Source organism: Actinomyces massiliensis 4401292, assembly GCF_000269805.1.
Taxonomy (GTDB): domain Bacteria; phylum Actinomycetota; class Actinomycetes; order Actinomycetales; family Actinomycetaceae; genus Actinomyces; species Actinomyces massiliensis.
In genome coordinates this window covers 797,160-820,872 of record NZ_JH711481.1, presented here as the reverse complement: position 1 = coordinate 820,872, position 23,713 = coordinate 797,160, and the positions used below count along the sequence as shown (strand labels likewise).

The following is a 23,713-nucleotide window of genomic DNA, read 5'->3' as shown; positions in this document are numbered from 1 at the left end:
GGATGCTTACGGAGGGAACAGTAGCCTCAGGGTGCGACACATTCGTGACCGCGCAGGAATGGAAGCGGCTCCAGGCGCGGCCAGCCGCTCCCGCAACCCGCGCCCTCACGGCCCCGGAACCGGGTCCAGGAGCAGGGGGTCGGCAAAGTCGGTTTTAGGGGGTTGGTTGGGTCAGTAGTCTGATGGCTCGTTTGGGGCGTCTGGACAGGGATCTGGTAGTTGAGGCGATGGAGACGCCGGGCCCGAGGAAGAGGCGGATGAGGCTGATGGCCAGGTTTCTTAGGGCGGCCATGATCTCGGGTCCGTTGCGGGTGCGCAGCTGGTGGCGGTTTTCGTCGAAGACCACGTCGCGGACCCAGTGGAGGCGGTTCTCGATGCCCCAGTGCCTGCGGATCCAGACGGCGACGGTCTCGGGCCGGGCGTCGGTCATGGGCAGGGAGCAGATCAGGTAGACCACCTCCACCGACCTGCTCGAGGCCTTGCGGCCTTTGGTGGTGCGGGTGCGTCGGACCTGGAGCACCTGGGCGGCGGCGGGGAAGTCCACCCACCGGGGTGCCTCGAGGGCTTTGACAGTGCGCCGCACCCGCCGACCGTGAGAGGTGTCGACCGAGGAGATGGACGGGACGTCCTTCCAGGGCAGGGCTTTGAGCGTCTTGCGCAGGGTCTTCTGGTTGTCCTTGACCGTCAGGAGGTAGTGGCCACCGCGCTGGGTGATCCACTGGGCGGTGTCCACCTGGGTGTGCATGGCGTCGGCGGTCACCACGACCCCGTCCAGATCGAGGGGCTCAAGCAGCTCGGGCAGGGTTGGGATCTCGTTGGTCTTGCCGGCCACCCGCTCCTGGGTAAGCACAGCGCCCGTGGCGTGGTCCAAGGCGGCCAGGAGGTGCGGCGCCGGATCCTCGCCGGCGCGCGCTCCACGCATGGTCTTGCCGTCCACCGCTATCACCCTGCGGCCGTTGATGGTGGCGGTACGCGTCCACAACCATGACGCCAAGTGGGCGTCGAGGCCTGCGGGCTCCAGGTCCTGGAGCACCCGTCGGATGGTGGACTCCGATGGAAGGGCCTGCCCCTCCTCCAGCCCCAGAGAGCGCAGGTCTGCGCCGGTCAGGTCGGTGGTGTGCTCCCATATCGCCGTCAGGCTCCGGGCACCGGCCAGCACCCCCGCCACGGCCAGGGACAGGACCGTGGGCAGGTCGTGGCGCACACCGCGCCGGTCCCTGGGATCGGCCACGTTCCTGAGAACCTGGACCAGGGGCTGGCGCGACAGGGCAGTCGTGGTGGAAGATGACATCGGCGGCGTGACCTCGCTGGTGACGGGATTGAGTAGACGCCTTCATCGTCACCGTGCGGGTCACGCCGCACCCGCACCAACACGCCAGACCCACTAGAGATCAGACAACCACCCACCGACTTTGCCGACCCCCTGAGACCACACCCCTCAACCAACCCTCCCGATCAGTACAACTAGACACCGCTCATCGTCTCTACGGGGCCCGCGCCCCTGTCCCAGCGACACGCCATCCCCGTCAAAGCGGCTCAGCCTCCTTACCCACAGACTTTACCGAACCCCTGCCTTCAAATACGAAGAGCCCCCAAACAGATCAATAAAACTCGCCTACCACGCTCGCAAATGCTAAGAGTCGGATGGTGGAACGCCAGCATTTCTCTACAAACGTCCGGAGTCATCGAATAGTCGACGCGAAATAATTCTCAATCCAACCCCATGCAAATGTTATCGCCAACAATACGAGGAGCGGAAAACAGTACACGACAAAAAACGCCCATATGCCTCGTGTGCTGAGATTTAAGAATGCTCGCACAGCCTTACGGCCCTCGTGTTGCTTATAGAAACGCCATCGCTCGAGGCTGAAACATTTCTCTATTATTTCCTCGAACTTGGAAACGACCATTTCGGGGTCGGTGCGGTGTACATCCACAAACACCCCCATTGAAATTACCCATAACCCAATTACGGCTATCGTTACTGTCGGATACAGCACCGAAGTCTTACCTACCTCCATGGCTCCTTCAATGCCAGAGGTCTTCATTGCATCGTCGACATCGATTGACACGACGGCACCCCAAAAAGCAGCAACACCGAGCATGAGGGCACTTAGGACCGTACGAAAATACTGGTGTAAGCGATTAACCAGGGAATGGTGCTTAGTGAGCGGCTTTGGTGGTGGGATCAAATAACCAGCCGCCAACAGGGTTGCTGTCGAAACGAACATGCAAATCAGAAACAAAACACCGACGCAGAGCAGTGTTCTAGAAGTATGGAAAATATAATGTTCTAACATTCCTAAAAGAAAAATAACAGCTAGCGCAGCAACTACCCACGCCCTCCAGAACTTGGCCATTCTCACAATAACTCTCAATGCGCCTTCATTGCGTACCCGCATGGTTGGATCGATGTCCATAATTGCTCCTTCCGCACCCGACAACCCTGCCGTTCGGGGCTGCGGGCCACCGTACGGCGGGGGTACGACACCTATCCTGACCTCTTAACTCTCGTTAGGTGCGCGCACCACCGGGTCGATAGTTCCACCCACCGGCATCGAGAGAAGAGATACGTAGCACTCGGGGATTCCGGGGGTCTGTTTGAGGGGTGTGGGTGCGGTCCAATCCGAGAGAGATGGTTGTGTCTGACGCGACTGAGGTGGTGGCTGAGGCGTTGATCGGTTCTGTGACCGGGGGGATCGTCGATCAGAAGTAGTCGGCCCGGGCGGTTGTTCGCTCGGGCCAGGGGAGCAGGGCATGAACCTGGTGTGCCGAGGTCCGGCAGGCCTGCTCAGTCAGCTCATCGAGGACGTACTCGGGATTGCCTTGGAGGTGGAGATGATCAGGCGCCTCGGCCTTGAGCGCGGCGGCGTCCCGGCGGATGCGGACATGCGTAATGGGGTGCGAGGAGGACCGCGTCCACCGAAATTGGGCTGGTTGGGATCGAGGTCGCGCGGGATCGGGATGGCGCGCTCGAGCCGGTGGTCGTGCTCGAGCGGGAGTGCTGGCCAAGGGCATCGACTAGATCGTGCTCTCCGATTGACTGTGCGCGGTCTGACCATGGGAGAGGATCGTTGCGCACTTCGAGGGGGTCTGCGGTGCTCGGGGTCTGCCAGGGACACGATCAGCCGGACCACGGAAGAAGGGTGACCGAAAGGGCCTGTCGGAGACGGATCAAGCACTGCGTGGGGGCGGACGGTCGTCCAGCAGTGCGTCGTGCACCTGATTTACTGCAGCCTTGCGCTATGCTGGCGGGCAGCACCACGACGCGATCGTGAGATTCCTCAAGCCGGTCTGTACAGCCCCGTGCCAGGTCGCGGTCGGGGCCGCTTCGCCTAAAGATCGAGGCTAAGCATCATTCATCGTCCCCACGGGGCCCGCCCCCCGTCTCAGCGACACACCATCTCTGACCAACCGGCTCAGATGCCTTTACCCATCGACTTTGCCGATCCCTTGAGGGTGCTGCCGGAACGAGACGGCGCCTGAGCACCGGTAGCGTCGGAACTGGTGAGGCACGGGCAGTCCTCCCCGTTCCGCGGGCCGTGCTGAGATTCTACGGTGGCATCGTGGCTCGCTGATGGTCCGCAACGGTGGAGATGGGGACGTCGAGGGCGGTGCGGGTGCGACAGGACGCCCGCATCCCCGCCTCAGTGAGAAAACCTGGCTGATCGCCGGCGTGCTGGCCTACCATGTCGTGCTCTTGGGCGACATCTGTTTTTGCTGAGGTGATCCTTTGAACGTCTGTGCCGCGAGCTCTGCGAGTCGTTTCAATCGGCTCAATCGGCGGCGCGCGCTGTCGCTGATGATCGGCGCTGTTGCTGTTAGCGCGGTGCCCGGTTGTGGGCTTTCGAATTCCAATAAGGAGCGAAGGGTGAGGGAGTATCTTCTCGGCCTGAAGGGCGTTGACTCGGTCGAGGTCTACGTCGAGCTCCTCGGCGACCAGGGCTATCGCTGGACGGTTCGCGTGAGGCTGAGCGACGATCCGCCCCAGGATGCTCTGATCACCGTGGTGGGCGAATCATTCGACAAGGTTGCGGAAATCGCTGAATCTCAGACGGTGGATATGGAGGTCGCCTGGGTGCAAGGGTCCACCGACGTCAGGTGGAGCAGTAAGGCGACGGATGCGACGAAAGCGGTCGAGACGGTCGCCGGGCTCTGCACGCCCGCGGTTGACGGCATCGAGGTCGGCTCGGGTGGAACCCTGGTGCGGTATCGCGCCGTTGATAATTTCCCGGATAACTGGATGGCTCCCCCTTCCTCCGATGCGTTGTCACTCAGTCACCGGGACTTCGAACGGCATATTCGCATTGGCGGGCTGAGCGTGAGTACCCGGTATACTGGGCACGCTGATCTCAGCTCCGTTCCGCTCGAGCGGGTCTTCGAGGCGATGTCTCCAGCCGACAGAAACAGGGAGGGGGCGTCGATCGAATTGGATGACATGGACTTCGTGCATGCTCAGGTCCAACTGCGTGTGGCCGCCTTCGGGAACTACGAGGACGGCCTCGACTCCGATGCCGCTGCGAGGGTGCTGGCTGTTGTCCTCGGGAATCAAGTCCTTCAGGGTGTTGAGCTCTCGACAGCCTGGGACGAGTCCGGTTCGGATGAGGTTCGCTTCGATATGAAGGACGGAAGCGTTGTGGGGGAGGGCCGGCCCCCGGAGAAGGGCGCAGTCATTCTCGCGGCGGCGCAGTAGGAGGCCGCCTCCTCGTCGTGACGGGGCGTCGGACGGGCCGCGTGCGATACGACAGTGAGTGTCGTGCGGCCTTGCGGTCAGTCCGCGCCCAGTTGCAGCCGGTCCCAGGACCGGAGTGTGAGCCAGGCGCCGATCGCGCCGGCGACCACGGGTGCCACCAGCAGCAATGTGCTGACCTCCTCATGGCGCGCGGCCCAGACAACCGGGATCGACCACGGGGTGCAGGCGCCCAGCCCGAAGCCGGCGGCCAGATTGGTGGCGACCAGGATCGCCAGCGTGAAGCCGATCCCTGCCAGATAGCCACGCCAGTGGGTCGCCGCCCACATGACCGGCAGGACTCCCGCGCTGAGCAGGACGGCGACGAGCGCCAGCACCGCGAAGCAGCTGGCGGCTCCCGCCGGCCCCAGGCCGAGTATCAGCCCCGTCGTCGTCAGCAGGACCGCCTCGCCGACTCCCAGCAGTGCCGCCCAGCCCAGGGTCGCCGCCATCTTCGCCGCGACGATGGCGCGCAAGGCGGGTGGGATGGAGAACAGACCCACAATGGTGCCATCGGTGAACTCCCGACCCACGCTCCACGACATCACGACGCCCGCCGCCAGGAGCATCGTCACGCTGACGCTCGTCGCCCCCAGACCGGTGTAGCCGCCCCAGCCGGGCGAGGTCACCAGCGAGGCCGCCTTGCGGCCTATGTCGGTGTCGCTGGCGTGCATCGCGGCGGCGTAACCGCCGGCCGTGGTGACCGTGACGAGAACCAGGCAGGCGACGGTTGCCACGCGTGTCACCGTGGCGCGAACCAATTTGCGAGCCTCGAGACCGATGATGACCGTGCGAGTCCGGGGATCCGTCATCATCGTGAGGTCTCCCGCCGTTCCCCGGGCCGCCCGGCTCGGGGAAGTCGCCCGCGCGGGGCCGAGCGCCCGGTGGGTCGCCCGGCTCGGACGGGCCTCCCCGAGTCGGGCTCCAGGGCCGCCCGATCCGCCGCCAGAACAGCGTCGAAGAAGACGCGCTCGAGGTCGGCGCCGCCGGGCTCGCTGAGTCTGCCGGGTTCGCAGGACTTGCCGGGTCTGTCAGCGCCGCTGGGCCCGCCGGGCGTCAGCGTGTCGATGACCCGACCCCGGTGCAGGACGTCGACCCGGTCGGCGATCCGCGTGAGCTCATCGAAGTGGTGCCCGGTCACGAGCACGGAGCCGCCGCGCTGCGTCACCTCCCGCAGGAGCTCCCGGAATCCGACGACGGCGAGCGGGTCCAGTCCGTTGGTCGGCTCATCGAGGACGACGAGGCTCGGCTCATGCGCCAGGGCTCCGACCAGTCCCACCTTCTGGCGAGCGCCCAGCGACAGGCGGCGCACGGGTGTATCGAGCCAGTCGGTCAGCGCCAGCGTCTCACTCATCCGCGACGCGGCCCTCCCGGCGCGCTCGGGATCGGCTCCGTGCAGGCGGGCGGATGCCTCGATGTTCTGCCGTGCGGTGAGCTCGGGGTAGGACAGCGGTGTCTCCACCAGGTGGCCGACCCGCCGCCATATGCCCCTGGGGGGAGGAGGTGATGTCGCGGCCGTGCAGGAGGACTCTCCCGGCCTCGGGGCGCAGCATGCCCAGGATGACGCGCAAGGTCGTCGTCTTCCCGGCGCCGTTGAGACCCACGACTGCGCGGCACTCGCCCTCGGCGACCGAGAGGTCGAGGCCGCGCAGGACGGGCTTCCCTCGCAGGTCGACGCGGATACCCTCAACCGCCAGGGCCGACGCCGCCGCGCCCCTCATGATTCCCCCAGGAGGGTAAGAAGGCCCCGGCTGAGGGCGGTTGCCGCATCGCCGGTTGCGCAGGTTGCTGTGCCACTTGCTGTGTCGGGCGCGTTGGTCGCTGCGCCGGCTGCTGCGTCGGGCGCAGCGGTCGTGGCTCTGGCGGGGAAACTGCTTCCCTCCGCCCAGGCGAGCAGGAGGCTGCTCGCGGCCCCCATGACGGCGCCGGCTGCGGCCCGCGCCGCCGCGTCGTCGGTGCCCGGGACGATGAGGGCTTCGGCAATGGCGCGCTCGGTCTCCTGGCTCGCAGCCCGCACGGCGGCCGTCAGGGACGGGGTGCGAGCCGCCAGCCGAACGCGTTCGTGGAACTCCCACGAGGACATCTCCTCGTGCGCCGCCTCGTCGCCCATCGCCGCGATGAGGCCGCGCACCGCCCGGGTCAGGGGCCGCCACCGCCGCGGCTGGGCGCGCACCGCCTCGGCGATGAGCGGATCGAACAGGTCGCTCACCACCACGGCCTCCTTGGCGGGGAAGTGCCGGAAGAAGGTCATGTGGGAGACTCCGGCGGCCTTGGCGATGGCGGTGACCGGGACGGCGTCGTACCCCTGCTCGGCGAACATCCTCAGTGCGGTCCGTCGGAGCAGGTCGGTCGTCGAGGGGCGAGGAGTCATGAAATCGATGTTAGTCAGTAACGTTATGTGAGTCAATAACACTCTCGACCGGTGGTCCCTTCCGTCGGTCGAGGACTCTCAGGAGCACGTCGAAGGCGGCGGCGGGAAGGTTGTGGACGTGCTCGCGTGCGTACGTCAGCACCAAGGGAACGCTTGCCAGATGGTCCATACCGGAGTCCTCCCACTCGATGGAGATGGGGTCCTCGTAGCCGATCTGGTTGAGCGTGCGGAAGCAGCCGTCGAGGTCGGCGTCGCCGAGCCCGGAGGGCACGAGGATCCAGCCGTGGCGCGTACGCTGAGGACGGGTGGGAGGACAGACGTCCGGTGCGCCCGTAACGGCAAACAATGGCGTCAGAGTCCGTGACGCGTACGCTCAGGAAACGCTCCAAGGTGACGACGACGTCGCCCGCAGGGGCTGAGACAGTGCTACGGCTTACCCTGATGCGCTCGGTGATCGTCTGGCGGGTGCAGGTGAAACCAGTGTGCATGAGGTTGGTGGGCGGTGAAGGACCTCGTGTGGGATACCGCCAAGGGGTGGACCGTGCTCGGCTCGGGCTGGGGCCGGTGCGCCTGACTGCCCGTCAGTGACTGCGGTGCGGGTTCGGGTGGGAGTCAGGCATCGTTGAGAAGTCCGAGACTGCGGAGCAGGTGGGGCATCGTCGTCGACGGGCAGGTGCCCTGAGCGTCGATCTCGGGCTGCTCGTCCGTCGGCAGGTGGCACCTGTCCACGGCCTGCGCGGCCGCATCCCAGGGGAAGCTACCCGGGAGCGTCTTGGCGTTCTTCTTGCTGAGCCCTGTCAGTTTCAGGTAGTGCTCCTGCGCGTCCGCCTGGCTCTGGTAGTTCTGCACGGGCGCGTAGTGGGCGTTGAGCCAGGCCTCGAAGCAGGGCACGGAGACGACGCCGTGGACAACCGTCTGCTCGCTGCTCAGCTTTCGGCATGCGGCGAGGAAGGGGCGACGGTCCTGGCCGTCGTGGTCGACGACGATCCACACCTCCTTGTAGTCACTGAGATCTGACCGAGGCCCGCTGAGCTCCTTGACGACCATGAGCGGGTCACCGCCGATGACCTTCACTTTGGCTGAGACTCTGTCGCGGTCCACGCGTCGACACAGCTGCTGCAGGTAGGCGTTCTCGGTGACCCGTCCGTTGGTCACAAGGAGAACGGTGCGCCGCTCAGCTCGCTGACCACGTCGTTTCTTTCTCGGTGGCGTCATCTCACCTCGCCTCCGCCGGCGTCGAGAGGTACTGGCGGAGGGTGGAGGTGTCCACCCGGGGGATGGCGCCGAAGGCTCCGGCGAGGTAGCGGCGCTGCTTGTTCGTGCCCTTGCGGTTGGAGGGGAAGTCGGCGAGTGAGAAGAGCTCGCTGGCGCCGGAGAGCGACTTCTCGCTCATCCACACCTCGCCCGCCTCCAGGAGCTGGACGGGAGAGTTGTCCAGGAGTGCGGTGTCATGGGTTGTGAAGACGATCTGGGCGCCTCGGGCGTTGAGGTCCGGATCCTTGAACATGTCCACCAGCGTGGCGGTCAGCGTCGGGTGGAGGCTCGCGTCGAGCTCGTCGATGCACAGGATCTGACCCAGTCGCAGGGCGTCGATGGCGGGACCGACCGTTGCCAGCCAGGTGAGAGTGCCCTGACTCTCCTGGCCGATAGCCAACCGGTACTCCTCGCCGTCAGCCCCGCGGTGGTGGAGGACGAGGTGACGCTGGAGCTCCTTGAGCACCTCGGCGGGAACCTCGGCATCCTCGTCCTCGCTCCACGGAAACCGTCGCAGGAGATCAAGCACCTTCGGAGGGACCTCGCGCTCCTCGAGCTCAAGACCGACGATGCCGAGATCGGCGGCCCCGGCAATGGCGTTCACGATGCCCGTCCACTGCTTGGGGGCGTCCGCGAGCCGGCTCATCACCCACTGCAGGCGCGAGCCGCGCTCCTCATCGCTGTGGTGGATGAAGCGCATGTCTCGCAGGCTATGCGCGATCGGAGCGAGGGCGGTGTGCTTGTACTTAAGAGCCACGGCGAGGAAGAGGTCCTGCGGCGTCGTGATCCGACGGACCTCGTTCGTGGCTCCCTTGAGGGTGGTGCCGGCCTCGATCGTGGGCTCGTCATCCTCGGGGGCCTGCGTGCGTATGAAGACCTTGCGCCAGCGCTGGCCCGCGGCCCAGAGCTCCTCACGCGAGATGCCCCAGTGGTGCGCCTCGATGCTGTAGCTGTAGCGCTCATTCTCGTGGGTGAAACCGATGGAGAAGCGGGAGGGCTGCGCCACGTGGTCGTGATCGAGGCTGAAGGGCTGGTGCAGGATATTCCGCTGGCCGCCGACGGCGTGGTGGAGGCAGTCGAGCGCATCCAGGAGGGTCGACTTGCCGGAGGCGTTGGCGCCGAAGACCGCCGCCACACGCCATGTCTGCTCCTTCCACGACGAGCCGGCGCGCGGCATCAGGGTCTTGAGCGAGCCCCGGGTGAGATCGAGGGTCGTCTCCTCGGCGTAGCAGCGGTAGTTCGCCACGGTGAAGTCGAGCAACATGAATCCATGCTACGTGGGAGCGCGTCCAAATGGGAAGAAATTTCCTGAATCGTCTCCATGAGCTGGCATAAGAGAGTGTCGTCGTTGCGGCTCGGCGTCGGTACCTCCGGCCCCTTGCGCTATGGGCCTGAGGCGATCCGGCTCAATCTCGCCGGCCTGCCGGAGGAGGGTGCTGCACGGACGCGTCAGCGGTCCTGCCTGACTCGTGACACCTTGGTGGGTTTTCGGTGACTCGGCGTGAGTTTTCGTTGGTATTGCGGTGTTGGGGGTCTGGTGGTGGGGCACTAAGAGCCCGTATGGTGGGCTGGTGTGAGCCCGTTTGTGCGCAAGGTCAAGACAGCCTCAGGGGCCACGGCCGTTCAGATCGTGTCCAAGTCCGGTGGTGTGCGCCGGATCGTGGAGCACCTGGGCTCAGCCCACGACGAGACGGAGCTGGAGGCCCTGCTGGAGGCCGGTCGGCAGAAGATCGCCGCCTGGCAGGGCCAGGGGCTGCTGGACCTGGAGTCCCTGGAGCCGGCACCGGGACGCACCGGCCTGGCTACTACCGCGGTGGAGTCCAAGCACTCCAGGTTGTTGTGGGAGGTCCTGCACGGCGCCTACAGGCGTCTGGGGCTGGGTGAGGCGGTCGGGGGTGATCGGGCCTTTGAGCAGATGGTTCTGGCGCGTCTGGTCGAGCCGTCCTCCAAGGCCCAGGTCCCCCGGGTGCTGAGTGACCTGGGCCTGGAGCCGGTCACCGTGCGGACCTTGTTCCGCTCCCTGGCCCGGGCTCAGGAGCGGGGCTACCGTGAGGCGATCTCTCAGGCCTTGTTCGAGCACGTCACCAGCACCTCCGGTCTGGCCCTGTGCCTGTAGGACGTCACCACGCTCTATTTCGAGGCCGAGAAGGAGGACGACCTGCGGCGGGTGGGTTACTCCAAGGAGAGGCGGGTCGATCCCCAGGTCATCGTCGGCCTGCTGGTCGACCGCCGTGGTTTCCCTCTGAGAATCGGGTGCTGGGAAGGGAACAAGGCCGAGACCACCACGATCATCCCCATCGTGGAGGCCTTCCAGGCCGCTCACGGTATCGAGGAGCTCGTCATCGTCGCTGATGCCGGCATGCTCTCAGCGACCAACCTCAAGTCTCTGCATGAGGCGAGGCTGCGGTTCATTGTCGGGGCCCGCCAGGTCCGGGCCCCAGGTGACCTTGAGGCCCACTTCCGCTGGAGCGGGGACGCCTTCACCGATGGGCGGCTCATTGACACCATCACCCCCAAGAAAGGCTCCAGGAGCGAGCGGGACGTCAGCAAGCGTCGTGAGCCCATCTGGGACCCGGACACTCACCCGGGCTCATGGAGAGCAGTGTGGGCCTACTCCAAGAAGCGCGCCGCCAGGGACGCTCAGGCCCTGACCGCCCAGGCCAACCGGGCCCGGGCCGTCATCGCCGGCGAGAAGCGTCCCAAGGGCACGCGGTTCGTCACCGTCCATAAAGGCGATCAGGTGCTCGATGAGGCGTCCTTGGCCCGGGCCAGGTCGCTGGTGGGGCTCAAGGGGTATGTCACCTTTCGTTCCTGCACGCTTGATGGATGCCGGTGAGGTGGTCTCCTCGTATCACGAGCTGTGGCACGTCGAGCAGTCATTTCGGATGAGCAAGCACGACCTGAGAGCCCGGCCGGTCTTCCACCATCAGTGCGATGCTAGTGAGGCGCACCTGACCGTGGTCATGGCCGCCCTGGCCGTCGCCCGCTATCTTCAGGAGGTCACTGGGATCAGCATCAAACGCATCATCCGTACCCTCAAGCCTCTCCAGGACGTCACCATCAACCTCAACGGTCATAAGATCGCTGCCCAACCCCAAATCACCCCAACCGCAACCAGCATCCTCAAATCCCTACAGTCCCCAGGGCACTAAGGTGTCACGAGTCAGGCCTGGCGACAACGGACCCTCGCGGAGGGTATCGTCCGGCTGCCCCGCCGAGAAGATCACCACCCTGAGCGTGTTTGAGGCCATCGAGGGCTCGGCACCGGCATTCACCTGTCAAGAGATTCGACGACAAGGAATAGGAGCCGCGACGCCGGAGGAGTGCCAGCACAAGTGCATTGTCCACTCCTTGGTCGACCAGGCCGACGCCGCATGGCGCGCCGAGATGGCGGGGCGTACCGTCGCCGCATTCGTCGAGGTTCTTCCGGACTCCCTCAAGGCGAGAACGTCAGCCTTCCTATCAAAGGTATGAGTCGCTCCAGCAACCATCATCAGCAGCCTTCGGACTCATATTCGCCTACACCCCACGAATAGGTCTCATATTCTAAAGCGCCGTCGCCTCCTGCTTGATCGTGGCCCTCCAGCACGTGAATCCGACCAGCGCGACGAGCAGGATGTGGATGATGGTGGATGCGGTCATCCCGTTTATCATGTTCTTCGTTGCGAAACCGTAGAAGATGGCTCCTACTATCACCACACCGAGCGACGCGCCGAATTGCTGAAGGATCGTGACGACTCCGCTCGCCATTCCCGCCTGCTTGGGAGCGACCTCCGACAGTGAGAGTCCGGTGAGCGTCGGAAGGATCAAGCCGTTGCCGAACCCGGTCAGGCTGACGGCGGCCGCCAGCCACCACGGCAGAATGCTCGCAGAAGAACCGGCCAGAATCGCGATTACTATCACGCCGAGCCCGATGCTGGTGATCCCGCACCCGAGCATGAGGCTTTCGCGAAGGTGCTTGCGCACCTGGCTGGACCCGGCCAGCGAACTGATCATGAAGGTCGCGCCCGAGGGGAGGAAGACCAGACCGGCCTGGATCGGGGTGAGGTCGCAGTAGCGCTGCAGCACGACGGTCAGGACGAACATGAAGCTCGCGAAGTAGGCCATGAAGGCCCCGGAGGCGACGCTGCCCAGACGCATCGATCGCACCAGGAGCAGTCTCGGATTCAACGTGACGGGGAGCTCTTTCGCAACGCGGCTCGCCTGACTGCGGATGGTGACCGCGAGGACGATCAGCCCGAGGACTCCCGAGGCGATGGCGATCCTGGGGCGTTGGTACTGAGCGAGAAGTGCGGTCCCCATCAGTCCCGCCACGCCGACGAAGACGGCCAGGGCCCCGATTCCATCGACGCTGTTCTCACCCCGCGACGACACAGAAGGCAGATAACGGAGGGACGCGATGATGGCGATCAGCATGATGGGCACGTTCACCAGGAAGACGAGCCGCCACCCGAGGCCCCAGGGGTTCGCCTGCACGAGGAAGCCCCCCAGCCCCTGCCCGGCGATGGAGCCGACGCCCGAGGCGACGCCGAACCACCCCATCGCCCATCCTCGTCGTTCCGGCGCGACGACCGTGTTGATGAACGCCAGCGCCTGGGGGAGCATGACCGCCGCGCTCAGGCCCTGCATGACCCGGCAGGCGATGAGAACACCGGCGTTCGGAGCCGGCCCGCACAGCGCCGACGTCACCGCGAAGGCCGTCAGCCCGGCGATGAACACCCGGCGGCGCCCGAGCAGATCACCAAGGCGGCCGCCCGTCACCAGACCCGCCGCGTACATGAAGGCATAACCGGCGACCACCAGCTCCAGCGCGGTGTTGCCGGCGCCCAGACTCGTCTGGATGCCCGGGGCCGCCACGTTGACGACGAAGAAGTCGAACTGTCCGATGAAGGTCGCGATCAGGACGGTGCCGAGGAGGCGCCTCCGATCGATTGTGGATGTCATACATCCACAATCGATCGGAGGCACTGTCACGCCCGCTGAGCGAGGTCTCACACGGATTCCCGACGAGGTCCGCGCGGTCATGGTCTGGAGCGGGGAGGGCGCATGCCATGGCCCGGCGGCAGCCGCCAGGCACCCACCGGGCGCCGGTGGGCCGGGGACCCGACCATCCACTCCCTCCCGATCAGGCCCTGTTCGACACCAACGACAGGGCCCTCAGCCCTGCCCCATCTCGCACTGCGTCACGCGATCATCGACGCCATCATCCTGGCCGCCGACCTGCCCGACGACGCCGTCGTCGACGTACGCCTGACCGCCGGGGAGGATCTGGGGGGGGGGGGGGGGACGACGTCGCCCGAGCCATCGAGCCGGGCAACCGCCGCGCCGATCTTCATGCCGCCCAGGTCGCCTGACCGGCCATGAACAGATCCGCTCCCCAGGAGACGGCACACGCTCGGACATGCTCGGTACCGGCCCGGCCGTCGCCGTGCGCCTCCTTACGGCCGAGAGTCGCGGAGTCTCGCGCACCCGCCCATGCGCCCGCACTCACTCATAGTGGAACCGCGCCTGGAGGATCACAAGGTCATCGCCGTCGACGAGGTACACGAGCCGGTGCTCGCCGGAGATCCGCCTGGACCAGGCGCCGGACAGCGCGTGCCGCAGCGGCTCCGGCTTCCCCACCCCCTCGAAGGGGTGGCGCATGGCATCCTCGATGAGCCTGTTGATCCGCAACAGCATGCGTCGGTCCGCCCTCAGCCAGGAGCGGTAGTCCGTCCAGCCGTTCGACGTGAAGACGAGCCTCACGACAGCAACCCGTGCTCCTCGATGCGTCCCTCGCGCGCCTGGGCGAGGCTCCCCAGGAGGTGCGCGGCGTTGGCGGGCACGCGCAGAAGGTGAGCCGTCTCCTCCAGCGCGTCGAATTCGCTGCGCGAGATGAGGACGGCGTCCCCGCGCCGCGAGGTGATCTCCACGGGAGCCGCGTCCTCATTGACCTGCTCGATGAGCCCGAACAGGTTAGCCCGGGCCTCGCTGGCGGACATGATGGACATGACCCCTCCTCCACATGTACGAGATCCAGTACAATCATGCGCGGCGTGCTCGGTGGAGTCAAGAGCCGAGACGGATGCCGGGGAGCCGCGCTCCACGGCCCCGCCCCGCGCCGCGGGGCGACCTTCATCGATGAGATGGTCGTGAGGATCTGCGCCCATTCATGTCTCACCCCTGCGGCACACTGGTCCCATGACCGACCGGCCCGCGCGCGACCTCACCGAGCTCCTGACGAGCATCGGCGCGCGCGACGGCAGGCTCGTCCATCTTCAGCGCACCCCGGCCCGCCCCGGCCGTCATGGCCAGTGGCCCGCCTGGGCCGATCCCGTGCTCGTGACCGCCTACGGGCGCCTCGGGATCGGGTCCCCGTGGACGCATCAGGTCGCGGCCGCCGACGCCGTCCACTCCGGCCGTCACACCGTGCTCGCCACCGGGACGGGTTCCGGCAAGTCCCTGGCCGCGTGGCTGCCGCCCCTGTCCGGCGTCCTGGCCGCCCAGGATGCCGGGGCGGACGGCGGGCCCGGCGTCGGCGCCACCAGGCGCGCCCGTATCTCCGCCCACGGCCGCCGCCCGACCGCGCTGTACCTCTCCCCCACCAAGGCCCTGGCCGCCGACCAGGCGGCATTCCTGGAGCGACTCGCGGCCGAGGTCGAGTCCGTCCAGCGGGAGGCCGGCCTGCAGGCCGGGTCGGTCCGCACCGTGCGCACCGGCGCCTGCGACGGCGACACCCCCCTGCCCGAGCGCGACTGGGCCCGCGCCCACGCCGACGTCGTCCTGACCAACCCCGACTTCCTGCACTTCTCCCTCCTGCCGGGCCACGAGCGGTGGACGCGCCTCCTGCGAGCGCTGCGCTACATCGTGGTCGATGAGTGCCACGCCTACCGCGGGATCCTGGGCGCGCACGTCGCCCTTGTCCTGCGGCGCCTGCTGAGACTGGTGCACCGGCTGCGCCCCGACGGCCCGGGGCCGGTGGTGCTGTGCGCCTCCGCGACGGCGGCCGAGCCGGCCCTCACGGCCGCGCGCCTCATCGGGGTGCCCCCGGAGGCCGTGACCGCCGTGACCGACGACGGCGCTCCGGCCGGCGAGCGCGCCCTCGCCCTGTGGCAGCCGGCGCTGCGCGACCCGTGGCTGTTCCGGGAGAGCTCGGCGACGGCACCGGCGCCCGCCGCCGACGTCCCGGCGTCGGGCCCGCGTTCCGACCGGCCCGACGACGCCGCCGCGAACCGGGACCCCGGCGCGGGCGCTGATGGACGGGCCGACGGCTCAGGCCGTCTCACGGCGGGGACCGCCGCCCGTAGCGGCGAATCGGACGCGCCCGGCGCCACCGCTCCGGCCGGGGGAACCGGGCCGGAGCCCGCGGGACCCGTTCCCGTCGGCCCCGACACGCTCGACCCCACCGAGGACCCCTCGGCCCGGCGCTCCGCCGTCGTCGAGGCCGCGGAACTGCTCGCGGACCTGCTCAGCGTGGGCGCGCGGGCCCTCGTCTTCGTGCGATCGCGGCGCAGCGCCGAGATCGTGGCCGAACACGCCAGGCGAATCCTGGGCAGAAGCCAGCCCGAGCTCATCGGCGCCGTCGCCGCCTACCGGGGCGGCTACCTGCCCGAGGAGCGCCGCGCACTGGAGAAGGACCTGCGTCGCGGACACCTTCGCGCCCTAGCGACCACCAACGCGCTCGAGCTCGGCATCGACGTGACCGGGTTGGACGCCGTCCTCATCGCCGGCTGGCCGGGCACACGCGTGAGCCTGGGCCAGCAGGCGGGCCGCGCCGGGCGGGCCGGCACCCGCGGACTCGCCGTCCTCATCGCCAGCGACAACCCGCTGGACGCCTACCTCGTTCACCACCCCGACACGGTCTTCGCCGCTCCGGAGGCCACCGTCTTCGACCCGGCCAACCCCTACGTGCTGGCCCCGCACCTGTGCTCGGCCGCGAGCGAGGCGCCCCTGCGGGAAGCTGATCTAGCGCTATTCGGGCTGCCGGACGAATCCCTTCTGGCGGACCTGGCCGCCCGCGGAGCGCTGCGCCGCCGCCCCACCGGATGGTTCTGGAACACGAGCCTGCCTGGGCGCCCCCAGGACCTGACCTCCCTGCGCGGGGACGGGCCGCCGGAGGTACCGGTGATCGACTCCCCCACAGGCGCAGTGATCGGCACGGTCGACGGCGCCGCCGCGGACTCCACCGTGCACGAGGGCGCCGTCTACATCCACCAGGGCCGCAGCTACGTCGTCACCGACCTCACCGAGGAGGCCGCGCTCGTCACCGAGAAAGCGGCGATCGGCTATCGGACCCGGGCGCGAGAGCACTCCAGCGTACGCATCATCGGCGAACGCGACGCCCAGATGTGGGGTGACGGGATCCGCTGGTCCTTCGGGTCGGTGGAGGTCACCAGCCAGGTGATCGGCTACACCGAGCTGACCCTGCCCACGATGGAAGTGGTCGCCCAGCACGAGCTGGACATGCCCGAGCACGTACTGCCGACCGCCGCGGTGTGGTGGACGATCCCGGCCGACCTCACCCAGGCGGCGGGCATCGCACCCGGAGACCTTCCCGGCGCGCTGCACGCCGCCGAGCACGCCTCGATCGGCATGCTGCCGCTACTGGCGACCTGCGACCGCTGGGATATCGGCGGCCTCTCGATCAGCTCGCACCCGCAGACGGGAGCGCCCACCGTCTTCGTCCACGACGGTCATGCCGGCGGGGCCGGTTTCGCCGAGCGCGGCTACCGGGTCGGCGCACAGTGGCTAGAAGCGACACTCGCCGTCGTCGAAAGCTGCGCCTGCACCGCCGGGTGCCCGAGCTGCGTGCAATCCCCCAAATGCGGCAACAACAATGAACCGCTGGACAAGGCCGGGGCGATCACACTGCTGCGCCTGCTGACGCAGGCGGCGCCGAAGGCCCAGGCCGACAGCGACGGCGAGCCGCTCTAATCGCGAGATCGGTCGTACTCCGCGTCGAGATCGGTCCGGTTCCGCGCCGAGATCGGTTCAGAGACGCCGCATCCCCCCGACAGCCGCAGCGCATCAGCGCATATCAGCCTTGGGAACAAACAACACGCCTGGACCGCTGCGGGATCAAGCCCTCATCAATTTCTGGACAACCCTGTCCATAAACTATAACCTGATCCCGTTCACCCGCGAGCACTCCGAACAGAAAAGGGGGCGGTGGCCGTGGCCAGGACCGCACAGCCGCTCGATCCGGAACGACGATCGCGCCTTCTCCGTCAGGCGCGTCTCGCATTCGCCGCCAATGGCTTCAGTGCGACCCGCCTGACCTCGCTCCTTGAGCAGGCGACATTCCCGCGCAGCTCCTTCTACTACTTCTTCGGCACCAAGGAGCGGCTCCTCGACGAGGCAGTCGCCGACGGCCTGCACGAACTCGGTGCCCTTGTGCACATCCCCAGGGTCGCCGACCTCGACGCGGATTCCTTCTGGCCGTCCCTGACGGAGCTCACCGCGGACCTCTCTGCGGCGGCCGAGCGGCCGGATCTCGTCGCCGTCGGAGCCATATATCACCTCGACGACCTCCCGCCGTGCCGAAGTCTCGACGCGTTCAAGGAAACGCTCATCGACTGGAACATGAGCCTGGTCTCGCGCGGCCTGGAACTCGGACTCCTCGACCCGCTCATTCCCGCCCAGATGCATGCCGAACTCGCCTATGCCGTCGTGAACTGCATCGACCGCTGGGCCACCCAGGACGCCGCCCACCGCGACAAAGCCCAGGAAATCGTCTGCACCATCCTTCCCCGAATGCTCGGCGCGCCGCGCACCCACACGTCACACACCCAGCGCACTCAACCCGTATCAGGAAAAAAACAGGACAACTCATGACCACAACTACTCTTGTCGCCGGATCGACCGGCTACCTCGGACGCTTCATCGTCGCCGAGCTGCACCGTCGCGGGCATCGGGTCCGCGCCATCACGCGCAGCCGCAGCCGGGCCGCCTCACCAGGTCCGTGGGAGGCGCCCGCCCTCGACGGCCTCGTCGACGAGTGGGCGGTCGGGGACGTGACGGACCCCGCCTTCACCGCCGATGTCGCCAAGGATGTCGATAAGGTCATCTCCGCGCTCGGCGTCACCAAGCAGAAGGCGAGCCCCTGGGATATCGACTACCGCGCCAACCTCGCCATCCTCCGCTCTGCCGAGCAATACGGCGCCCGGAGTTTCTGCTTCGTCAACGTCATTGGAGGCGACCGGTGCCCGGCCCAGCTGACGAAGGCCAAGACCACTTTCGCTCAAAAGCTCGCCGCCTCAACGATTTCAAGCCAAATCATCAACCCACCCGGGTACTTCTCCGACATGGCCCAGATTCTGACGATGGCCAAACGAGGGCGAGCCTACCTCTTCCGTCCGAACACCCGGATCAACCCCATTCATGGGGCCGACCTTGCGGAATTCTGCGTGGACCGCCTGGTTGACTCCGAAGAGGGCGAATGGAACGTGGGAGGCCCGGAGGTCTTCACCTGGAAGAGCCTGGCTGAGTGCGCATTCCGCGCTCTCGAGCGGCCTGCGAAAACCACGACCGTGTCGCCCGCCATCCTGCCGCCCCTCATCAAGGTCGTCGGAGTCGTCAACCCTCGGCGAGCAGACACACTGCGGTTCGTCACATGGAGCATGCTCAACGACTGTGTGGGAGACCCCGTCGGAACCCACACACTCATCGACTTCTACAAGAGCCACGCCACCGACAAAAAATAAAGGCCGGCGCTCGCGCCAACTCGTATGCCTCATGTGCCTCATGACTATGGCCCGTGGGTCCGGTGCGGCGTTCCGGACCCACGGGCCTGAGTCATCGAGACCACCCACCGGGTTCCCACACCCGGCAGACAAGCCTCCTTAGCCGAAACGAACCACCCGGGCTCCCTTGGACCCAAGCACCTCTCGGAAACAAGCCCATCAACAGGTTCCCCAACCCTCATGACCCATCCCGTCCGGCGGCAACACACATATAACCCCACCACCCTGGAGATTCACCCCCACCACACCTGACAAAACCCTGACAACACAACCCGGACACCAGAAAAGCCGGCGCCCCACCACCTCCCGCTCACACACCGACCTACCACACCGCAAACAGGCACGGCGAAGGCCGGCATCAAGGGGCATCCGCAGGGCCGGCGCGTGCGGCCGAGACGGCCTCGCGAACGACTCCCAGCACTCGTGTTCGGACGGACACCTCCACCACGACGTCCTCCCCGACCACGGTGCACACCGTCACCTCAGCGCCGTTGGCCCGCGCCACGCGCCCCGCCGTCTCGCACGGTTCACTCGGGGCGACAACCGAGGACAGCGCCGTCGCCCCGCCCAATGCCGCCAGATCGGCTGCGCTCCGTGCCTTCCCCGCGGCGGCCTGCGCCTGGATGAGACCACCGGCGCAGACCGCCATGGCCAGGAGCACGGCAATGATCCCCAGAACGAGAACAGTCCCGGAACCGCGCTCATCCACCATCACGACCCGTGCCGCGGGAGTGCCCCTGCACAGCATCCGCATACCCCGCACCCTCATCGCCGTCACTACCCGGTCGGCTCGGTATAGGCGCAGGCGGTGCTGCGCGCCGTCAGACCGAGCCCGCCGAGCGGCCCCGGGACCGGCCGGCTCACGTGCACGCAGGTCAGCTCGCCCCGCTCGACGTCGACGCGCACCGCTCCTCCGGCATGCACGGCCGCGCCCTCGACGTCGTCGGAGCCGATAGCGGCCTGCCTCGCCGCGACCCGGGCGGCATCCGTCACGCGCAGCTGAGTGACACCAGCGCACACTGCGGACAACACGAGCAGCAGCACCAGGACGACGGCGGGCAGGGCCACGGCGATCTCCGCGGTGACCATGCCCGCCTCACCGGGCGCGGCGGTTCGCGAACGCATCTCCATGGGACGGAGAAGGCCCTCTCTCCGCGCCATGACGTCTCAGCCCGCTGAGAGGGCGGACTCGATCAGCCCCTGCAGAACGCCCTGCAAGGATCCCGACCGTATGATGGCGAGCAGGAGCCCGGCGAAAGCGGCGGCTGCGAGGGTGCCGATGGCGTACTCGGCGGTTGCCATGCCGGCCTCGGCGTCGCCGTCCTTCGTCCCGTCCCGAGCGAGGCGATCCTCGCCGCGGACGTGCGCAAGGCTCCAGGCATCGCGCACGGTGTTCCAGATGAGCTTCATCATGTTCTCCTCGAGGTAGAGGGGCCCGACGGGCCGACGGTGAGCACGCCCGCCTGCCGAGCCTCGCGGGCGCGGTGCCCGCCTCACCAGGGTCGAACACCGGCCCAGTCGCGCGCATACGGGCCTATCGAGCCCGGTGGAGGGAACTTGCTCGAGCACAGGTGTGGAGCCCGGCAACCGGATGCCCGCGGGGCGCGAGGCAGGTGCGGGGGCGCCTCACCCAGCCCAGCTCAGCGCCGAGCGCGGGCACGGCCCCAGCACCAGCCGGAGCGATGCCGCCACGTGCTTCATTATGACGGCTAAAATCGCCATAATTACTCTTATTGACTAGAATGATCGCCATAAGGAGGGTGAACGTGGCCGCTTACAGAATCAATCGTCAGATGGAGCACCTCGGGGCGCACATCCATGGTTGGCGCATGGTCCTCGGTCTGACCGCGCAACAGGTCTCCGAACGCGCCGGCATCACTCGGGATACTTTGCGGCGGATCGAGTCCGGAAGTCCCGGTGTCAGCTTCGGCAATGTCGCCCAGGTGCTGCGAGCCCTCGGCATTCTCGATCACGTAGTCGATGCCGCCGACCCCCTCGCCAGTGACATCGGCCGTCTCCGCGCCGGCAACCTCGGGAGGAAACGCGCACGATGACCGATCTCGACGTTTTCATCGACCCCATCGACACTGCAGGCTCCCCGCGCAGAGTCGGGACCGCCCATATCACCCGGTTACGCGGGCGGGTGTCCACGACCTTTCTCTATGACTCCGGCTATCTCACGGAAGGCGAAGCCGGCATCGACCCCTCGCCGAGGCCATCCGCGATCTCTCCCTGTCGCCACGCCGCGATCTTCATGAGCTCTTCAGACGCGTGATCGCCTCTGTGGCACTGGGCAACACCGACGACCACCTGCGCAACCACGGATTCCTGGCGAGCCGCGGCTCGTGGACCCTCAGCCCCGCCTTCGACGTGAATCCGAATCCCGATCCCATGGCCAGGCGCTCGACCTCCATCGCGGGGGCCGACACCTTTCCCGAAGAGACCGAAGGGCTGCTGGCCCTGGCGGAAGACTGCGACATCACTCGGGAATCCGCACGCGAGCGCATAGGTGCCGTCGTCGACCATCTGGCGCCATGGCGAGAGTGCGCTCGGAGCAATCGGCTCTCAGAACACGACATCACCATGATGGCGGAGGCGATCGCTCCGCGCCTGGAAGCGCTGGGGAAAGCCGCCCGAGCCCGTTGAGCCGCGTGGAACCGGAGGCACGGGGCAGGTGTGGATGCGCCTCATAGCCCCGTCGAGATCGACATTCTGGAATGAGATCGACGGCGCCACCGCCAACCTCGTTCGAGAATGTCGACCTCGACAAAAAGGACGCGCGCCGGAGGCGGACAGGAAGCACGCAGAAGGGCGCCCCGCCCAGCACAGCTCAGCGCCGGGAGTCCTCGTCCTCTCCCGTGTCCTCTCCCGCGCCCTTGCGGCGGGCCTCCTGACGCAGCTCGCGCAACTGCTCGCGCTCACGACGACGCTGAGCTCGATCCTGCGCCCACAGCACGGCACGGCGCTGGCGGGCTTCCTCGCGCTCGAGCCTGAGCTGGCGACGCATCTGCTGGCGCCAGTGCGTCCGCTCGGCCTCGATCTGCTCCAGACGCTCCGCCAAGCGGCGAGCCTCGGTCTGCGACAGACCATGGTGATGGAAGAGAAGATCACGGCCGCGGCGCGGCAGGCCGTTGACAGGCGTCGAAATCGCAGCAGACGCGGGAAACGGCGAATCGGCGGGAAGCGGCTCTGCGGAGCCGGCGGGCGCCGCGTCACCGCCGTCGTCGGGCGACGACGCCCCCAGACCGGCGGGCCGCCGCGGCTCGCTGACGAGCATCTCGCCGGTATCGCCTGAGGCCTCGATCAGGCCGTGCCCGTGCTGCTCGCGCGGCCCCTGAACGACGGCGAGCGCCTCGACCGCGGGGGCATGATCGTCGTCGGAGGACAGGGCCAGTCCCAGAGCCGGCATGACGAGCACGCTGACTGCGCCGGCCAGCACGAGCGTGGAGGCGAAGGACGCGCTCATGGCGTCGGCGCTCACCGCCACCTGGGTGACGGCCACGATGATGGGCAGAGCAGTGGTGGAGTAGACGGCGATCTGCAGGGACTGGCGCATGGAGTAGGCGCGCGAGCCGTTGCGGCGCCGCTCCAACCGGGAGGCGACCCACACGGGCAGGCCTCGCACGAGCACGAGCAGGAGGAGGAAGGCGCCGATGGTCGCCAGCGACTGCTCCGACATGCCCAGATCGATCCCCATCCCGGAGACGACGAAGAAGATCGGTATGAAGAAGCCGTAGGCGAGCCCGTCGAGCTTCTCCTCGAACTGGCGGTTCCCGTCGGGCAGAGCGTAGCGCAGGATGAAACCGGCGGCGAAGGCCCCCAGGACGACGTCGAGGTCGAAGACCTCCGCGAGAGCGCACAGGCCCACCAGCAGCAGGACCGTGATGCGCACCGTGGTCTGCGCCGTCGTCGTGCCGCCCAGGCGGATCGCCTCGATGAACCGCCGCCCGGCGCGGCGCACCCGGTCGGTGAAGCGCACGATGAGGAGGGTGACGGCCAGGAAGACCAGGAGGATCGCCAGGCTGGCCCAGGTCGAGCGCGACCCCAGCAGAAGCGCCATGAGGATGATCGGACCGACTTCGCCGACGGCGCCGTGGTTGAGGATCGCCGCGCCCACCGCCGTGGGCAGCAGCCCCCGCTCGCGCAGAATCGGCAGAATCGTGCCGATGGCCGTGGAGGTCATGGCGATGGCGATGGCGATGCCGTTGGCGGAGAAGGCGCCGCCGGACACGCCGACGACGGCGACCGCCGCGAAGGCCAGGCCGAGCGATCCGGCCCAGGCGGCCATGGCGTGGCGACCGCCGGAGCCTCGGAGCTCGTTGACATCGATCTCGTAGCCGGCCATGAGGAAGAGGAAGGCGACGCCGAGCTCCTTGAGGAAGGCGATGTCCTGCCCCCCGTGGGCGATGCCCAGACCGCTGGGGCCGATGAGGACGCCCCCGGCGATGAGCAGCACGGTCTCGGGCAGCAGGCGCCTGGGGACGCTCCAGGAGATGAGTGGGGCGGCGAAGGAGACCGCGACAATGCACAGCAGGGAGACGAAGACGGCGCTCACATCCGCTCCTTTCCTCGGTGACAGGGACCCGGCGACCGCAGTGGCGGCCAGCGGTGGGGATGATACCCAGGGACGGCGCCGGG

General features: G+C 67.3%; 24 protein-coding genes and 1 pseudogene. 9 read left to right on the top strand and 16 right to left on the bottom strand.

Going from position 1 to position 23,713, the window contains the following annotated elements; genetic code table 11:
* Positions 1 to 154: 154 nt before the first annotated feature.
* Both W5W_RS0103400 and W5W_RS16000 read right to left on the bottom strand, forming a co-directional pair.
* Complete coding sequence (locus tag W5W_RS0103400; protein ID WP_017194350.1) at positions 155 to 1,291, bottom strand: ISAs1 family transposase; 1,137 nt, start codon at positions 1,289 to 1,291, stop codon at positions 155 to 157.
* Between the two features lie 391 nt (positions 1,292 to 1,682).
* Positions 1,683 to 2,420 (bottom strand): hypothetical protein, encoded by a 738-nt coding sequence (locus tag W5W_RS16000; RefSeq protein ID WP_154650231.1) that lies wholly within the window; start codon positions 2,418 to 2,420, stop codon positions 1,683 to 1,685.
* 1,382 nt (positions 2,421 to 3,802) lie between these two features.
* On the opposite strand from W5W_RS16000, the gene W5W_RS0103390 reads away from it, so the two are divergent.
* Positions 3,803 to 4,693, top strand: a complete 891-nt coding sequence (locus tag W5W_RS0103390) for a hypothetical protein (protein ID WP_238533241.1) — start codon at positions 3,803 to 3,805, stop codon at positions 4,691 to 4,693.
* A 77-nt stretch (positions 4,694 to 4,770) separates the two neighbouring features.
* On the opposite strand, the gene W5W_RS0103385 is transcribed toward W5W_RS0103390, so the two are convergent.
* The 7 genes from W5W_RS0103385 to W5W_RS0103360 all read right to left on the bottom strand — a co-directional run bounded on the left by W5W_RS0103385 (position 4,771) and on the right by W5W_RS0103360 (position 9,618).
* Positions 4,771 to 5,544 (bottom strand): ABC transporter permease, encoded by a 774-nt coding sequence (locus W5W_RS0103385; protein WP_017194348.1) that lies wholly within the window; start codon positions 5,542 to 5,544, stop codon positions 4,771 to 4,773.
* A complete protein-coding gene (locus W5W_RS16590) occupies positions 5,541 to 6,191 on the bottom strand; it encodes an ATP-binding cassette domain-containing protein (RefSeq protein ID WP_017194347.1) in 651 nt (216 codons plus the stop codon). Before W5W_RS16590 ends, W5W_RS0103385 begins: the two co-directional genes overlap by 4 nt.
* Positions 6,076 to 6,450, bottom strand: coding sequence for an ATP-binding cassette domain-containing protein (locus W5W_RS16585; protein ID WP_274517136.1), 375 nt, complete (start codon positions 6,448 to 6,450; stop codon positions 6,076 to 6,078). Before W5W_RS16585 ends, W5W_RS16590 begins: the two co-directional genes overlap by 116 nt.
* Entirely contained in the window at positions 6,447 to 7,100 is a 654-nt protein-coding gene (locus W5W_RS0103375) for a TetR/AcrR family transcriptional regulator (RefSeq protein ID WP_238533240.1), read from the bottom strand. Before W5W_RS0103375 ends, W5W_RS16585 begins: the two co-directional genes overlap by 4 nt.
* Positions 7,101 to 7,110: 10 nt before the next feature.
* Entirely contained in the window at positions 7,111 to 7,371 is a 261-nt protein-coding gene (locus W5W_RS0103370; protein WP_008731006.1) for an AP endonuclease, read from the bottom strand.
* A 341-nt stretch (positions 7,372 to 7,712) separates the two neighbouring features.
* Entirely contained in the window at positions 7,713 to 8,255 is a 543-nt protein-coding gene (locus W5W_RS0103365; protein WP_017194345.1) for an RloB family protein, read from the bottom strand.
* Positions 8,256 to 8,316: 61 nt separating this feature from the next.
* Positions 8,317 to 9,618: an AAA family ATPase gene (locus tag W5W_RS0103360; RefSeq protein ID WP_017194344.1), complete on the bottom strand. Its 1,302-nt coding sequence runs from the start codon at positions 9,616 to 9,618 to the stop codon at positions 8,317 to 8,319.
* Between the two features lie 309 nt (positions 9,619 to 9,927).
* Here W5W_RS0103360 and W5W_RS16900 point away from each other — a divergent pair.
* A pseudogene (locus W5W_RS16900) lies at positions 9,928 to 11,506 on the top strand (IS1634 family transposase).
* 85 nt (positions 11,507 to 11,591) lie between these two features.
* Positions 11,592 to 11,828, top strand: a complete 237-nt coding sequence (locus W5W_RS15995; protein ID WP_008731008.1) for a hypothetical protein — start codon at positions 11,592 to 11,594, stop codon at positions 11,826 to 11,828.
* Positions 11,829 to 11,900: 72 nt separating this feature from the next.
* Here the strand turns inward: W5W_RS15995 and W5W_RS0103335 are convergent, their stop codons facing one another.
* The 3 genes from W5W_RS0103335 to W5W_RS0103320 all read right to left on the bottom strand — a co-directional run bounded on the left by W5W_RS0103335 (position 11,901) and on the right by W5W_RS0103320 (position 14,344).
* Complete coding sequence (locus W5W_RS0103335) at positions 11,901 to 13,298, bottom strand: MFS transporter (protein WP_017194339.1); 1,398 nt, start codon at positions 13,296 to 13,298, stop codon at positions 11,901 to 11,903.
* A gap of 543 nt (positions 13,299 to 13,841) precedes the next feature.
* Positions 13,842 to 14,099 (bottom strand): Txe/YoeB family addiction module toxin, encoded by a 258-nt coding sequence (locus W5W_RS0103325; protein WP_008731027.1) that lies wholly within the window; start codon positions 14,097 to 14,099, stop codon positions 13,842 to 13,844.
* Complete coding sequence (locus tag W5W_RS0103320) at positions 14,096 to 14,344, bottom strand: type II toxin-antitoxin system Phd/YefM family antitoxin (protein ID WP_008731023.1); 249 nt, start codon at positions 14,342 to 14,344, stop codon at positions 14,096 to 14,098. Before W5W_RS0103320 ends, W5W_RS0103325 begins: the two co-directional genes overlap by 4 nt.
* A gap of 190 nt (positions 14,345 to 14,534) precedes the next feature.
* On the opposite strand from W5W_RS0103320, the gene W5W_RS0103315 reads away from it, so the two are divergent.
* The 3 genes from W5W_RS0103315 to W5W_RS0103305 all read left to right on the top strand — a co-directional run bounded on the left by W5W_RS0103315 (position 14,535) and on the right by W5W_RS0103305 (position 19,036).
* Positions 14,535 to 17,267 carry a DEAD/DEAH box helicase gene (locus tag W5W_RS0103315; protein ID WP_017194337.1) on the top strand — a complete coding sequence of 911 codons (2,733 nt, stop codon included), beginning with the start codon at positions 14,535 to 14,537 and terminating at the stop codon, positions 17,265 to 17,267.
* Between the two features lie 240 nt (positions 17,268 to 17,507).
* Positions 17,508 to 18,167 (top strand): TetR/AcrR family transcriptional regulator, encoded by a 660-nt coding sequence (locus tag W5W_RS0103310; RefSeq protein ID WP_050980368.1) that lies wholly within the window; start codon positions 17,508 to 17,510, stop codon positions 18,165 to 18,167.
* Positions 18,164 to 19,036 carry an NAD(P)H-binding protein gene (locus W5W_RS0103305; protein ID WP_017194335.1) on the top strand — a complete coding sequence of 291 codons (873 nt, stop codon included), beginning with the start codon at positions 18,164 to 18,166 and terminating at the stop codon, positions 19,034 to 19,036. The genes W5W_RS0103310 and W5W_RS0103305 overlap by 4 nt, the downstream gene beginning before the upstream one ends.
* A gap of 397 nt (positions 19,037 to 19,433) precedes the next feature.
* On the opposite strand, the gene W5W_RS0103300 is transcribed toward W5W_RS0103305, so the two are convergent.
* The 3 genes from W5W_RS0103300 to W5W_RS0103290 are packed head-to-tail and all read right to left on the bottom strand — an operon-like array spanning position 19,434 to position 20,485.
* Complete coding sequence (locus W5W_RS0103300) at positions 19,434 to 19,829, bottom strand: Rv3654c family TadE-like protein (protein WP_017194334.1); 396 nt, start codon at positions 19,827 to 19,829, stop codon at positions 19,434 to 19,436.
* Between the two features lie 23 nt (positions 19,830 to 19,852).
* Positions 19,853 to 20,206 carry a TadE family type IV pilus minor pilin gene (locus W5W_RS0103295; protein WP_008730132.1) on the bottom strand — a complete coding sequence of 118 codons (354 nt, stop codon included), beginning with the start codon at positions 20,204 to 20,206 and terminating at the stop codon, positions 19,853 to 19,855.
* A 36-nt stretch (positions 20,207 to 20,242) separates the two neighbouring features.
* Complete coding sequence (locus W5W_RS0103290; protein WP_008730131.1) at positions 20,243 to 20,485, bottom strand: DUF4244 domain-containing protein; 243 nt, start codon at positions 20,483 to 20,485, stop codon at positions 20,243 to 20,245.
* A gap of 356 nt (positions 20,486 to 20,841) precedes the next feature.
* Between W5W_RS0103290 and W5W_RS0103285 the strand changes: the two genes are divergently transcribed.
* From W5W_RS0103285 to W5W_RS0103275, 3 genes are read left to right on the top strand one after another with little or no spacing between them, the layout of a single operon-like run.
* The gene (locus W5W_RS0103285) at positions 20,842 to 21,129 is read left to right on the top strand and encodes a helix-turn-helix domain-containing protein (protein ID WP_008730136.1); all 288 of its coding nucleotides are present in this window, start codon (positions 20,842 to 20,844) and stop codon (positions 21,127 to 21,129) included.
* On the top strand, positions 21,126 to 21,350 hold the full coding sequence (locus W5W_RS0103280; protein ID WP_008730139.1) for a hypothetical protein: 225 nt from the start codon (positions 21,126 to 21,128) through the stop codon (positions 21,348 to 21,350). Before W5W_RS0103285 ends, W5W_RS0103280 begins: the two co-directional genes overlap by 4 nt.
* Positions 21,293 to 21,721 (top strand): HipA domain-containing protein, encoded by a 429-nt coding sequence (locus W5W_RS0103275; RefSeq protein WP_081486189.1) that lies wholly within the window; start codon positions 21,293 to 21,295, stop codon positions 21,719 to 21,721. The genes W5W_RS0103280 and W5W_RS0103275 overlap by 58 nt, the downstream gene beginning before the upstream one ends.
* 184 nt (positions 21,722 to 21,905) lie before the next feature.
* On the opposite strand, the gene W5W_RS0103270 is transcribed toward W5W_RS0103275, so the two are convergent.
* The gene (locus W5W_RS0103270) at positions 21,906 to 23,630 is read right to left on the bottom strand and encodes a cation:proton antiporter (protein WP_017194333.1); all 1,725 of its coding nucleotides are present in this window, start codon (positions 23,628 to 23,630) and stop codon (positions 21,906 to 21,908) included.
* Positions 23,631 to 23,713: the final 83 nt, after the last annotated feature.